General features: G+C 42.5%; 10 protein-coding genes. All 10 read right to left on the reverse strand.

All coding sequences use genetic code 11. The features are described 5' to 3' along the window. Positions 1–3: 3 nt before the first annotated feature. The 10 genes from RA156_RS12890 to RA156_RS12935 all read right to left on the reverse strand — a co-directional run bounded on the left by RA156_RS12890 (position 4) and on the right by RA156_RS12935 (position 13,578). Positions 4–1,209 (reverse strand): glycosyltransferase, encoded by a 1,206-nt coding sequence (locus RA156_RS12890; RefSeq protein WP_306640627.1) that lies wholly within the window; start codon positions 1,207–1,209, stop codon positions 4–6. Beyond that, positions 1,209–2,474 (reverse strand): glycosyltransferase family 4 protein, encoded by a 1,266-nt coding sequence (locus RA156_RS12895; RefSeq protein WP_306640628.1) that lies wholly within the window; start codon positions 2,472–2,474, stop codon positions 1,209–1,211. The genes RA156_RS12890 and RA156_RS12895 overlap by 1 nt, the downstream gene beginning before the upstream one ends. 358 nt (positions 2,475–2,832) lie before the next feature. Continuing rightward, on the reverse strand, positions 2,833–3,741 hold the full coding sequence (locus RA156_RS12900) for an IS982 family transposase (protein ID WP_306640629.1): 909 nt from the start codon (positions 3,739–3,741) through the stop codon (positions 2,833–2,835). Between the two features lie 104 nt (positions 3,742–3,845). Then, positions 3,846–5,108 (reverse strand): efflux RND transporter periplasmic adaptor subunit, encoded by a 1,263-nt coding sequence (locus RA156_RS12905; protein ID WP_306640631.1) that lies wholly within the window; start codon positions 5,106–5,108, stop codon positions 3,846–3,848. After that, positions 5,098–9,468, reverse strand: coding sequence for a CusA/CzcA family heavy metal efflux RND transporter (locus RA156_RS12910; RefSeq protein ID WP_306640632.1), 4,371 nt, complete (start codon positions 9,466–9,468; stop codon positions 5,098–5,100). The genes RA156_RS12905 and RA156_RS12910 overlap by 11 nt, the downstream gene beginning before the upstream one ends. Before the next feature lie 29 nt (positions 9,469–9,497). Next, on the reverse strand, positions 9,498–10,406 hold the full coding sequence (locus tag RA156_RS12915; RefSeq protein WP_306640634.1) for an IS982 family transposase: 909 nt from the start codon (positions 10,404–10,406) through the stop codon (positions 9,498–9,500). Between the two features lie 1,072 nt (positions 10,407–11,478). After that, positions 11,479–11,898: a hypothetical protein gene (locus RA156_RS12920; protein WP_306640637.1), complete on the reverse strand. Its 420-nt coding sequence runs from the start codon at positions 11,896–11,898 to the stop codon at positions 11,479–11,481. Between the two features lie 191 nt (positions 11,899–12,089). Beyond that, positions 12,090–12,368 carry a helix-turn-helix domain-containing protein gene (locus RA156_RS12925; protein WP_306640639.1) on the reverse strand — a complete coding sequence of 93 codons (279 nt, stop codon included), beginning with the start codon at positions 12,366–12,368 and terminating at the stop codon, positions 12,090–12,092. A gap of 584 nt (positions 12,369–12,952) precedes the next feature. Then, the gene (locus tag RA156_RS12930; RefSeq protein WP_306640641.1) at positions 12,953–13,324 is read right to left on the reverse strand and encodes a DUF6869 domain-containing protein; all 372 of its coding nucleotides are present in this window, start codon (positions 13,322–13,324) and stop codon (positions 12,953–12,955) included. Next, positions 13,321–13,578: a hypothetical protein gene (locus tag RA156_RS12935; RefSeq protein WP_306640643.1), complete on the reverse strand. Its 258-nt coding sequence runs from the start codon at positions 13,576–13,578 to the stop codon at positions 13,321–13,323. Before RA156_RS12935 ends, RA156_RS12930 begins: the two co-directional genes overlap by 4 nt. Positions 13,579–13,600 lie beyond the last annotated feature (22 nt).

Here is a 13,600-nt window from a genome sequence, read left to right on the forward strand (position 1 = left end):
AGATTAAAGGAGATTTTTGTAGAACTCGACTAAGCGTTTTCCTTCAGATTCCCAGTTCAAATTACCATTTCGGGTCACTTTTGAGCCGTTTTCGATAAAATCGTTCACTTTTTGAGGGTTTTTGAAGATTTCTTCAATTACCTCAGCGCAGTTTTTCGGATTCTCTGCTTCGAAAATAAATCCACACTGATTCGTTTCCACAATTCTCTTTAGTGGTGCTGACGAACTCACCAGTAAAGAACTTGAAGATTGCATGATCTGGAATAGCTTGTGAGGAATGGTATTGTCGCAATGACCATTCGACTTGTGCGGGATAATATTGACATCCGAGCGATCCATAATTGGCTGTACAAGCTTGAATGGAACTTTACCAACAAAATGCACTCTTTCCTCTACGCTGCAATCGCTAGCGATTGTTCGAAGATGATTGATGTTATCGGCATTCCCTGACCCTACGATGTAAAAATGAATCTCTGGATCATTAATGAATTGAGCTGACCTAATCATATCATCTAGCCCTCGATGAGGACCAATCCCGCCCACGTAGGTAACGCTTTTGCTTCCGAATTGTAGAATATTCTCAACGGCCTCCCTGTCCTCTTTTGGTACTTCTGACTTATGATAAACAGGTTCGTAATTACTAATGGTTGTGATCTTATTGGGATCGAGTTGATGGTCATTTATCAACTTCGTCTTCATTTCCTCTACCACTGTGATTACATGGTCAGCACCCTTACAAGATTTACGCTCCACCTTTTTGAAATGAGAAGGCGGATATATCAGTCGATTCTTTATTCGAATTAGCAAAGAGCTTCTCCAACTAAACCAAGTTGTTAGTGCCTCTGGGTAGTTCTCATGCATATCAATGACAACTTTAGCATTCTTTCGAATTCTTAAAGCCGTTGCTGCCTGAGGCAGGTCATGGATATGAATCACATCAGGATTACAATCAGAAATAGCACGTCTGATAGCTTTTGTCATACTTCGATCATATCCGAGAAAACGAATCCAGAGGTCTCTAAGAGTTTTCGAAATCTTAGATGAACTTGGTCCGTAAGCAAGCCTAGTCACGCGAGAGTCAATTGCAGCCGAGCTATCCTCGGAGCATAGAAGTGCCACATGAAAGTTTTGATGAAGGGCTTCAATCTCTTTACGGACTCGTATATCTTCTGGATACTTAGCGTCCAATACCATCAATATCGTCCTCATCAGCTTTTCTCCATTAAGTCAGCCGTTATACTTCGCCTATCAAATGCACTCGGATCCCCTACTTTGCTGAGGCTAATACCATTTCTCAATCCTTCTTCATCATTGTATTCGATCACCTTTCCCGCATTCGCCCTTCCCAAAATCTCAGCCAAATCCCCGTCCTCAGGTCCAATGGCTAAAATAGGTCGTCCGGAAGCGAGGTACTCAAATACCTTTCCGGTCACGATACCTCGAGCATTTTTGGTCTGATTAACCACCAGAAGTAACAGGTGGCTTTTGCGCTGTTCGGTAATGACCTCGCTGTGTGGGAGGTAGGGAATGTGTATGAGGTGATCTTTTAAACCATGCTCCTCGATACTTTTCCTCACGCTCACATCGATATTGCCCACCACCTTGATGCGCATCCGCCGATTGAATTCTTCGTCTTCTTGGCAACGGTCAGCGAGTACCTTCCATAGCATGGGTACATTTCTAGCCGGACTAAAAGAGCCGATGTGGGCGATGGTGAAGTGTTCATCCAACGCAACAGGTTCTTGGGTCTCGGTATCTGAAGGGTCGTAACCATTCGGAATGACGCGAATCTTTTCCGCTGAGATAATTTCAGCGAACTCTTCTTTCATTGTTCGTCCGATGACCAAGACTTCATCAGCGGCCTCTAACACTTTTTTTTCTAGACGATGATGTTTTCGATCTGCTGCCTTGGTGAGCATGAGGTCTTCGTAAAAGTCAATGTTCGTCCAAGGATCTCGAAAATCAGCAATCCATTTCGTTTTCACATAGCGTTGCAAGCCCAAGGCAATCATATGCATGCTGTGCGGAGGTCCTGTGCTGATGATAAGGTCAACCGGGTTCTCTTGGAGGTATTGCTTCAGGTATTTCACTGAAGGCTTGATCCAAAACTTTCGAGCATCAGGAATAAAGAAGTTACCCCGCACCCATCGTGAAAGACGTTCCATCACACCGGGCTTCTCCTTATCACTGAGAAACCCTGTATTGATTCGGTCATCCTTCTTCATGCCCACCAAACGCTTGTATATCGAATACGGTTCCGTGATTTTCGTCTTGATGATTTCAGCCTCTTCAGGAATGTCTTTCAACAGCGATTCATCTACACTGGGCATTTCAGGATTCTCTGGTGTATAGATCACTGGTTGCCACCCATGTTCAGGAAGGTACTTGGAGAACTTCAACCAACGCTGCACACCTGAGCCACCTGACGGAGGCCAGTAGTAGGTGATGATGAGAACGCGTTTGAGTGGTTTCATGAGGTAGGAACAAAGAACGGGAAGGAAGAGTGGAGATGCAAAGAAGATTTATTGAACCCCTCTGGGGTACTGGGTTTTCTCTTTGATCTTCAAGAAACAAGGTAGAGTCTCTGTGGAAGATGGAGGGGCTATCTATATGTTCAAGGGTGATTTGTGGCGCCGTTAGGCGCCTCTTTTCTCCTAAAAATGCCATGGTAGGGACGGATGAAATCCGTCCATTTACAAGGCATAAACCAGAAGCCCGTCAAGCCAAAGCGATTGCCAATTAAATTGCAGTTTGAATGAGTATTGCCCTTTCGGTATGCTGATGCCAAATAGACACTTCTCGCAGGAAGACTATAAATAACGCGTTGTGCTATTAACTCCAGGCGTGCTTAATGTGGTTTAGCGGCCTTCCTTTTTCGATGTTAATTTTCTGAAGCACAGCAATTGCCGCTAGTTTTGATGCCATTCGAACCAAAAACCCTCCAAAGGTCTTGGCGTAGTTGAGCTTGATCCTAAATTGATCACAAAGTTGAGCGAACTGTACTTCTATCCGTCTTCGTTTTTTGCCGTTCTCAGGATTTATGGGAATTTTCTCCCTTTGATTCGATTTGTAAGGTACTTCCAGCTTGATCTCGTACTGGGTAAATAAATCGGTCTGAACTTGCTTCGAGATATATCCACGGTCTCCAAGAATGGTTTTGTCTCGACAATATTCTTCAGGTGCTAGATCTTTTAAAAAGTTGATATCGTGAACGTTAGCAGGAGTGACCAGCATATCTTGGAACACCCCGTGCTCGTTGGTTAATAAGTGGAGTCTGTAGCCTATATAATAGCGTTGATCAACGGCAGAAAACCCCTTCCTAGGGGCATTGACCGGGTCTTCTTTGCAGATCCTAAAACTTCGTTCACGGCTATTCTTTACAATTGGACAAGGCATAGAGTCCACGATACTAATATCGGATGAAACGCCCATCGTCATTGACATCCGCTTAGTTAACTCCACAATGAATGGTTGTAACAACCTTCTCCTTCTATTGAACCTACTTCGGTCTATGAGCTCTGGAAATCGACTTTTAAAATCTGTTCGCAACTTACTGAACAACAGGTTTTCGCTGTCGATACATGCAGACTCGGATGATACTGCCAATGCAATCACTTGTAGGTCTGTCATCTTCGAGGGTCTGGGCTTGAAGTTGAAATCTCCTCGCTCATTTACGTCTTCATTGAAAACTTCCTGTGCTATCTCAGGGGTCTTTTCGTACATTGCTCTCAGGTCGTGCATGGGTCTTGTTTTATTGATTTTAGCACCTTTAAGATACTGACCACCAATGAAGTGCACGACCCCTTTTTGCCTTTTTTAATTCACAATTTCAATAGCACAACGCGTTAATGACTATGCTCTGCTTCGCCTTTTTTCATTTCTGCTAATAAGTAATAGGCGTTGTTCCAAGCTACTTTGGTTTCTTTAGGCAAGGGATTCATTAGTTTGACTTCTATCCACCCGTCATCTTTGGTTCCGGTAATTATTTCAATCGGTTCAAATGCCCATTCGGTTTCTCCATTGTCGTTCTCTCTTTTAGCAGTGAAAATGAAATACTTTTCCCCCTCACGAACCACCGCAGCTTCAGGCAAAGCATAGCTCTCAACATCTTCTGTCATTATCCGCCCCCTGATGTACATGCCCGGAATCAGCAAACCTTCCTTATTTTCAATTTCTGCATGAATATGAATGGCTTTCGGGTCTTGCTCAAAGGATTTTCCTACTGCATATATGGTAGCTTCCAACTCTTTATCTGGTAATGATTCTATGGTGAATTTAACTTTTTGCCCTTCTTTTACTTTGTGCATGTCTTTCTCAAATACCATCAAATCAGCATGTATGTGACCGATGTTGACGATTTCAAACATCTCAGTTTGAGGCTGAACATATTGCCCGGTTTTTACTTCTACCAACCTGATATGTCCGCTGATTGGACTTGGAACAGGAACCTGTTCGTAAATCTCTCCCTGTTTTATTTTCTCAAGGCTCAACCCCATTAACTTCAACTGTGCTTCATAGCCTTTAACATTGCCTTTCATGGATTGGTAATCGGCCTGAATTTTTTGAAACTCTTTACCGGAACCCACTTTTTCTTCGTACAGCTTTTTCTGTCTTTGGTATTCTTTTTCAAGGTACTGAAGCTGGTTCCAACTATTAGAATAATCTGTTTGCAATTTTATCAGGTCTGGATGGCTTAAATAAGCCAGTACCTGTCCTTTGTTTACCTTATCACCTTCTATTACCTTAATAGCAGTTATGTTGGCTCCAATGATAGCCGTAACCGCAGCCTCGTATTGCGGTGGTACTTCCAGTTGTCCGTTAGCTTCAATGTATGAAACAATGTTTCGCATAGGTAAGGTATCCGCCTTCATATTCAGCGATTGGAATTGCTGCTCGGAGAAATGCACTTCTTCTTCGTGCCCTTCTCCGTGTTCATGGTGTTCGGATTCCTTACCGTTTTTGTGTTCATGTCCTTCTTCGTTGTGCCCGGAATTTCCACAGGCTGCCAGAAATAAACTTGCTGCAAATAGCAGGATGTATGTCTTTATTTTTGAATTCAATTTTCTACGTTTTAATGCCTGCCTGTCGGCAGACAGGTTATTGACCAATGAGGTATTCCAGGTTGATAATAGCCTGATTGTACCCGTTTAATGTGTTAAGGAAATTGAATTTTAGCTCCAATCCCTGATTGAGGTTTTGGAAATATTCCACATAATCAATGGCTCCGTTTTCAAAGCTCTTTTGTGCATTGCCAATGATTAGTTCCGCTTGCGGAACTGCCTGATCTTTGTAATAACTCAGGCTGCTTTGGTATTTCAGTACTTCCTGTAATTGCTGCTCATACTGCCCCTGAAGGACAGTTGAAAAGTAATTGGCATTCGTTTCTGCCATTTGTTCTTTGAGTTTAGCAGACTTGATGTTTGCCTTGTAAGATCCATAAAACAGTGGTATGGATATGCCTGCCTGTACACCGCTAAACCGGTCTGTTCCTGTGGCAACATTGCCGTTTGCCGTTTGGCTCCCAATAAGCGACTGATTAAAATAGCCCAAAGACAAACCAGGAAGCATTTTGGAAGATTGTACCGCTTTTTCTGCACCGGCAATGTCTATTTGTTGTTTCGCATACGCCAATAATGGATTATTCGCCAGTTGAGTGGAATCTTGAATATTTATTAGATACCTCTCTGCAACAGGTTCCGGTGAAAATATTAACCCGGTGGTATCGTTCAGCAATACCCTTAATTGTTTTTCCTGAATAAGAATGTCAGAAGCTATCAGTTTCAGTTCATTTTGGATTTCCATTACCCTGGTTTCAGCTGCCGCTTTTTCCAGGTAGCTGGTGGCTTCTGTTTCGTAACGGATAGTAGCTGCATGTAAAAACCTGCCATAAATGCTATCCTGATACAAAAGCAATTTTTCTTTTTCTTTCAGGTAAGCCAGTTGATACCAGCTTTGCCGAATGTCCCGTTTTAAGCTTTTCTCTGTTACTGAGAGTTGTAAGTGGCTCCCTTCGGTTTTTTCCTTAGCCAGTTTGCGTTGGTTGGTGTAAACGGTAGGAAAGTCGAACTGCTGATTCACGTTAAACCCAAAATCGGTTTCAAAGCTGTTGTACTGCCCGTATTGAATACCTACGCTGGTTTTACCGGGATCGAAGGCTGCTTTTTTGCCTTGCTCCTGTAATTCAATGTTCGTTTTAGCTACCTGTACATTTCCATTATTGGATAATCCGGTTTTTATAGCCTCATCTAAAGTGGTGATGGTTTTTTCATTTACATCTTGTGCGTTGAGTTCACCTGATGAAAAGAGAGAAAGACCTCCAACAAGTAGTAGTGCGGATAGAGCCTTTGGTACATGTACTTTGGCACTTCTACTTTCAACCCAACGGTATAATATTGGCAACACAAAAAGTGTAAGTAAAGTAGCTGTTATCATTCCACCAATTACTACCGTTGCCAATGGCTGCTGTACTTCCGCTCCGGCAGAAGTGGATATGGCCATTGGTAAAAATCCCAAGACATCGGTGAGGGCTGTAAGAAGAATTGGTCTAATTCGCCTTTTCGCCCCTAAACGAATGCGTTCATTCAAATCACTTACACCTTCTTCTTTTAACTCATTCCATCCGCCAATAAGTACCAGACCATTTAATACGGCTACACCAAACAGTACAATAAACCCAACGCCTGCGGAAATACTAAAAGGCATGTCTCTCAACCACAAGGAAAATATTCCTCCGATGGCAGCCAGTGGAATGGCCATGTATATCATCATGGACTGTTTAAAGGATCGTAATGCGAAGAATATGAGCAGGAATATTAGTCCTAATGCAATAGGAACCACTATTTGTAATCGCTTACTTGCCCGTTCCAGGTTTTCAAAGGCCCCACCGTAGCGGATGTAGTAGCCGGGAGGAAGATCGAGCTGTGCATCGAGCTTTTGCTGAATTTCTTCCACCAATGATTTTACATCTCTGCCTCTTACATTGATACCCACATAGGTTCTGCGGTTAGTGTTATCCCTGCTGATTTGCATAGGGCCGGGTTGATAACTTATTTCTGCTACTTCTCTGAGCGGAATTTGAGAGCCGTTGGGCAAATTGACATACAGATTTTTAAGGTCGTCAATACTCTGACGATGTTGCTCGTCCAATCTTATCATCAGGTCAAAACGTTTTTCACCTTCAAAAATGACACCCGCTTTCCCTCCGGAAAAAGCGGATTGAACAACGGTATTTAAATCTTCAACGTGAAGACCGTATTGTGCCAATTTATGACGGTTGTATTGAACGGTCATTTGAGGAAGTCCGCTGGTAGCTTCAACCTTCATATCACCCACACCCTGAACGGTAGAAATAATTTTACCCATTTCTTCCGCTTTTGTAGCTAAAATATCTAGGTCTTCACCAAATAGTTTCACGGCAATGTCTTCCCGAACACCTGTGAGCAATTCATTAAATCGCATTTCAATGGGTTGGGTAAACTCATAGTTTACTCCCGGCACGGTACTAACTGCTTCTTTCATTTTTTTTATCAACTCTTCTTTGCTTTCTGCTGATACCCATTCATCTTGTGGTTTCAACAATACAAAGCAGTCTCCTATATCCATCGGCATGGGGTCGGTAGGTACATCTGCCACTCCAAACCTTGTCATAGCGTGTTTGACCTCCGGGAATTCAGCAAGTAGAATACCTTCGATTTTTGTTGCCGTTTCAATGGATTCTGACAGAGAGCTGCCCGGCTTTAAAATTACGTGAAAAGCAATATCGCCTTCATCTAATTGTGGGATAAACTCTCCGCCCATACGGGTGAAAGTGAAGGTAGCCAAGCCGAGCAATAGCACTGCTGAAACAATGACCCATTTTGCTCCTCTCAATGCCCGACCCAATGTGGATTCATAGATATTTTCTAACCAAATGACAAAACGGTCTCCCCATGATAATTTGTTTTTAGGGTTCATTCTAATAAACCATGCAGACATCATTGGAACATAGGTGAGGCATAGAATCATCACCCCAATCATGGCAAACATGAAAGTAAGTGCCATTGGTTGGAACATTTTGCCCTCTACACCTTGTAATGCCAAAATGGGGATAAAGACAATCAGGATAATGAGCTGCCCGAAAAATGCCGAGTTCATCATCTTGCTGGAAGCAGAATAAGCTACTTCGTTCCTGACTTTTGCAGTGATATTTTGTTTCTTTAAGACTTTGTCATGGAGCAGGAATACGGTTCCTTCCACAATAATGACCGCTCCATCTACAATGATTCCGAAGTCGATAGCTCCCAGGCTCATCAGGTTCGCCCAAACATCAAAAACATTCATCAGTATGAAAGCAAACAATAGGGATAGTGGGATGGTAGAGGCTACAATCAATCCACCTCTCCAGTTACCGAGTAGAAAAACCAGTACAAAAATGACAATCACAGCTCCTTCCATCAGGTTTTGACTAACAGTACTTGTGGTTTTAGCAATGAGCGAACTCCTATCGAGAAATGGTTCTATTGTTACGCCTTGGGGTAATGATTTCTGAATTTCTGAAATACGTTGTTTAACATCCTGAATCACATCATTGGAATTGGCTCCCTTCAACATTAGAATCATACCTCCAACAGCTTCACCTTTTCCGTCTTTGGTAAAAGCACCATATCTTACAGCTTTACCAAATTGTACCTTTGCTACATCTTTTATAGTGATTGGAAGTCCGTTAACATTGGTAACAACAATATTTTCAATGTCTTTTAAACTTCGTGCCAGTCCTTCACCTCTGATGAAGTTGGCATAGTGGTCTTTTTCAATGTAAGCACCACCCGTGTTCTGATTATTCTTTTCCAGTGCATTGAAAATATCCGAAATGGTCAAGCCAATGGCTTTGAGCTCATCTGGATCAACAGCCACTTCGTATTGTTTTATATTTCCGCCAAAGGCATTGACTTCTACCACACCAGGAACCATTGCCATCTGCCTGCGTACAATCCAATCTTGCATCGTTCGCAAGTCTGAGGATGAATACTGGTTTTGGTAAGCAGAATCAACTTCCAGCGTATATTGATATATTTCACCCAACCCGGTAGATATTGGCCCCATTGAAGGTTCTCCGAAACCTTGTGGTATTGCATCTTTTACTTCGGTGAGTTTTTCGGCTACTAATTGCCGGGGGAGGTAGGTTCCCAAGTCGTCTTCAAAGACAATGGTCACTACCGATAGCCCGAAGCGGGAAACAGAACGGATTTCTATTACACCCGGAAGGTTGGCCATTGCGACTTCTACCGGATAGGTGACAAATTGCTCAATATCCTCCGTACCCAAATTGGGTGCTTGCGTGATGACCTGTACCTGGTTATTCGTTATATCTGGTACGGCATCGAGCGGAACTTTGGTCATGCTCCATATTCCCCCAATGATGAGAGCAAGGGTGAGCAAACCAATGACCAGCTTATTTTTTATCGAGAACGATATTATTTGATTAATCATAATTATACATATTTTAACGCGTTGTGCTATTAACTCCAGGCGTGCTTAATGTGGTTTAGCGGCCTTCCTTTTTCGATGTTAATTTTCTGAAGCACAGCAATTGCCGCTAGTTTTGATGCCATTCGAACCAAAAACCCTCCAAAGGTCTTGGCGTAGTTGAGCTTGATCCTAAATTGATCACAAAGTTGAGCGAACTGTACTTCTATCCGTCTTCGTTTTTTGCCGTTCTCAGGATTTATGGGAATTTTCTCCCTTTGATTCGATTTGTAAGGTACCTCCAGCTTGATCTCGTACTGGGTAAATAAATCGGTCTGAACTTGCTTCGAGATATATCCACGGTCTCCAAGAATGGTTTTGTCTCGACAATATTCTTCAGGTGCTAGATCTTTTAAAAAGTTGATATCGTGAACGTTAGCAGGAGTGACCAGCATATCTTGGAACACCCCGTGCTCGTTGGTTAATAAGTGGAGTCTGTAGCCTATATAATAGCGTTGATCAACGGCAGAAAACCCCTTCCTAGGGGCATTGACCGGGTCTTCTTTGCAGATCCTAAAACTTCGTTCACGGCTATTCTTTACAATTGGACAAGGCATAGAGTCCACGATACTAATATCGGATGAAACGCCCATCGTCATTGACATCCGCTTAGTTAACTCCACAATGAATGGTTGTAACAACCTTCTCCTTCTATTGAACCTACTTCGGTCTATGAGCTCTGGAAATCGACTTTTAAAATCTGTTCGCAACTTACTGAACAACAGGTTTTCGCTGTCGATACATGCAGACTCGGATGATACTGCCAATGCAATCACTTGTAGGTCTGTCATCTTCGAGGGTCTGGGCTTGAAGTTGAAATCTCCTCGCTCATTTACGTCTTCATTGAAAACTTCCTGTGCTATCTCAAGGGTCTTTTCGTACATTGCTCTCAGGTCGTGCATGGGTCTTGTTTTATTGATTTTAGCACCTTTAAGATACTGACCACCAATGAAGTGCACGACCCCTTTTTGCCTTTTTTAATTCACAATTTCAATAGCACAACGTGTTACGTACTACCTAAGTCATGACATGGTATTTTAGAACAATAATGTTGTTGATTTTAATCTCTTGTTCTGAAAATGAGGAAGGAAAATTCATGACGAATCCATCTTCGAAGCCAAGAAGTGAGGTTTCGAATCGATATCACTGCAATGAGTTGCGTCTATCTTTGAGCAGTGCCTGTGAAGCAAAGAATTATCAGGATGTTGTAAGCTTAAATCAAAAATTGAATTTAAACTGTAACCCGGATACTTTGGCATTTTTAACAACGCAGTTAGAAATATCGAAAGTTTACTATGACGATGCTGATAGTGTTCTTTACTATCTCAGACGAATTTGGAATAGACCTAATAGGAATAAAGTATGGAGTGATTCAGAACTATTGTTGTCATTCGCGATTACCTTCGATGTTATTGCACAGCGTGACTCCGCTTGCATTTATTTTGAACTTCTTCGAGAAGAAGGAGACTTGGAACAATACAATAAGTACTTTCCACAAAGGCTAGATTATTGTGATTGAATAACAACCTCCCAAGTTGGCAGTGGGTCAAACTATCACCTGAAGGCTCTGAACTACAATTATTGCAGCCGCTCTAAATAAGAAGGGTGTTCGAACTAGAAAACTAAAACATCAATGTTGCGCATATTTGTGAACGTCAAAAAGCAGACGAATTTATGTTCACAATCGTGTTTTCAGATTCCATGTTCACAATTGCATTCGCGAAGTGCGTGTTCACAATCGTATTTTAATGACCCATGTTCACAATGACATTCGAGAAATGCGTGTTCACAATGGTGTTTCTGGGTTCTATGTTCACAATTGCATTTCAGAATCGCCGTTTCACAATGCATTCTCAAAGAATTTGTGAATCAAGAATGTGACTGAAATTATCATGGACCAAAAAAGGGCTACCGAAACCGGTAGCCCTTCCACTTAACACCTTGATTTATTCATGAGGTGATACATTTGATTGATTATGCAGCGTTAGCCAAGATCGAATCGATCTCTACGATCTTTGCTTCGAGGTAGCCGATCTCCATTTCTACTGCGGCGATGGCGCGTAGCTGCTGCTGAGCTTCACGGGGAGTAATGCCGGTTGGTGCCAGGCGCTCCTCCTCTACCTCTTGTTCCAGTTCAGCCACTTCAGCTGTCTTTCGATCTATGATTCCAGATGATAGTCCGGCATCAATCATCTCCTGAAGGTCGGTCTGAGCCTGCTCCAGTTGAAGTTCGAGTTCTGACAATTCATCGGTATCATTTTCAGTCGAGGCGATTCTACGATCAAGACGCTTAGTGTCTTTGGCGACTTGCGTTCGTAGATCCTCGATATCTCCGGTCCAGCGTATTTTCAAGTACCCTAGATCGTCTGCATTAAAATTTGATAACTCTTTCATTTTTCGTTCTATTTTTATGTTATCCCCTGAGAGACAAGCATGCATAAGGTCTCTATCACGCCACTCGTCAGTGAGGTGATTCCGATTCCGGGGTTTTCGGATTTTCTTTCGGCGTCGGTCGTTCGACGACCGAGATGTTCTATTGTCTGTTTTGAATTTTTTCCTTCTCAAGGCAAGGCACTATGATCCATTCACTGTTCATTCGGGTAATAGATCAGCTCCACGGTCAAGCCTTCCACTCCGTCAAAGGCGCACTTCGCGGCATAGCGCAAATCACAAATCAGTTGACCCGTAAATTCCTGAAGCTTAAGGATGGTGATACCTCCGGGTCGTCGTTTTCCTTTTTCAATCATGCTCAACATTCCAACAGAAATGCCCGTGGCTATCGAAAATTGGCGGAGGTTCATCTGGTATTGCTCTCGCACCCATTTGAAGGTACGCGCAGAATGGTCTGAGATTTTTCGTCTCATAGTACAATGTGTTAATGGTGAGTCTTACGACTCGAGTTCAAGTGTGTTAAGTGCATCTCCTTTCAGAAGACACCAGCAAGGTATGCAAGACTATTAGTTATGCATAATTGTTCACTCAGTATTAGACGAAACGGGCTTTTTACCCGACTAACTTCCTGAGGGGTTGGGATTTGCCTATATATAAACTGAGTGGTGAACGGGAGAGGAAGAGGAAGAATGAGAATTAGAGGGAGAATGAAAGAAAAAGCTAATCTACGAACCACGAACCCCTTCGAATAATGATTAATAAATAATGAATTCTGAATGGTAAACTCTCGGGCGGCACCTTCAATTCATCATTTACTATTCAAATTCATTATTTATTATTCTTCCGGACCACGGACCACGGACCACGGACCACGGACCACGCCCCCCTTTGTTCACAATGGTGTTTTCGAGTTCCATGTTCACAATGGCATTCGGGGAATGCGTGTTCACAATCATGTTTTTAGATTCTATGTTCACAATTGCGTTTGAGGAATGTGGTTTCACAATGGTGTTTGGGAATTCTGATTTCACAATTGTGGTTTCGTTTTCTACGTTTATCAGAACTCAGGCTTTCCAGCTAAACGCTGGAATTTCTCATAAACGGTGTTTGATTTTTCAAGCCAAACTCCTCGAAGACAATTTTTGAAATTTGGGTTCGCTTTGGTGTATTCTGCAACAAGGCTAAACATCATTTCGCCGTGATTCGTCAATAAGTTCTCCAAAGGACCCGCTGCGATCATACCCACAATTTCCTCTGCAGTTCTCGCTTTCTCGAAAGTCATCTTGATGGCTTCCCATGCCGAGTGGGGCTCGTTATAGGTTAAATCATCAAATGCGAAAATGGCCCAATGGAGATTTGGGTCACTAGACGCCTGGTAAGCGATCCATTTTGAGGTTAGTTCATCCAGGTTTACCTTATCTCCATTCATAGATGTCCTTCTAAAATCTCACCCTTTTCGCTTGCCTTGACAAATTCTCTTGTTTCTACGTTCAAACAAGTCAGCCACTGACCACCGTACGCATAGGTATCGATACAAATAGTATGTCCGAAATCGTCGATTTCATCATTCTTTCTGGAAGTATGACTACAGATCACTATTTTGTATTGAACTTCGAGGTGAATGTTTTTCGAGTTACTGCGGTAGATTTGTCTATCATACTTTCCTGTTTTCTTCAGCATCATTAATTACGAATGAAATATCGAA

It is taken from the genome of Sanyastnella coralliicola (assembly GCF_030845195.1).
GTDB lineage: Bacteria > Bacteroidota > Bacteroidia > Flavobacteriales_D > Sanyastnellaceae > Sanyastnella > Sanyastnella coralliicola.

Excerpts from the sequence above, each read along its gene's own strand:
- RA156_RS12900 (WP_306640629.1), bottom strand. The coding sequence starts at position 3,741 with ATGCACGACCTGAGAGCAATGTACGAAAAGACCCCTGAGATAGCACAG.
- RA156_RS12890 (WP_306640627.1), bottom strand. The coding sequence starts at position 1,209 with ATGAGGACGATATTGATGGTATTGGACGCTAAGTATCCAGAAGATATA.
- RA156_RS12920 (WP_306640637.1), bottom strand. The coding sequence starts at position 11,898 with ATGAAAGAGTTATCAAATTTTAATGCAGACGATCTAGGGTACTTGAAA.
- RA156_RS12915 (WP_306640634.1), bottom strand. The coding sequence starts at position 10,406 with ATGCACGACCTGAGAGCAATGTACGAAAAGACCCTTGAGATAGCACAG.
- RA156_RS12910 (WP_306640632.1), bottom strand. The coding sequence starts at position 9,468 with ATGATTAATCAAATAATATCGTTCTCGATAAAAAATAAGCTGGTCATT.
- RA156_RS12935 (WP_306640643.1), bottom strand. The coding sequence starts at position 13,578 with ATGATGCTGAAGAAAACAGGAAAGTATGATAGACAAATCTACCGCAGT.
- RA156_RS12930 (WP_306640641.1), bottom strand. The coding sequence starts at position 13,324 with ATGAATGGAGATAAGGTAAACCTGGATGAACTAACCTCAAAATGGATC.
- RA156_RS12895 (WP_306640628.1), bottom strand. The coding sequence starts at position 2,474 with ATGAAACCACTCAAACGCGTTCTCATCATCACCTACTACTGGCCTCCG.
- RA156_RS12925 (WP_306640639.1), bottom strand. The coding sequence starts at position 12,368 with ATGAGACGAAAAATCTCAGACCATTCTGCGCGTACCTTCAAATGGGTG.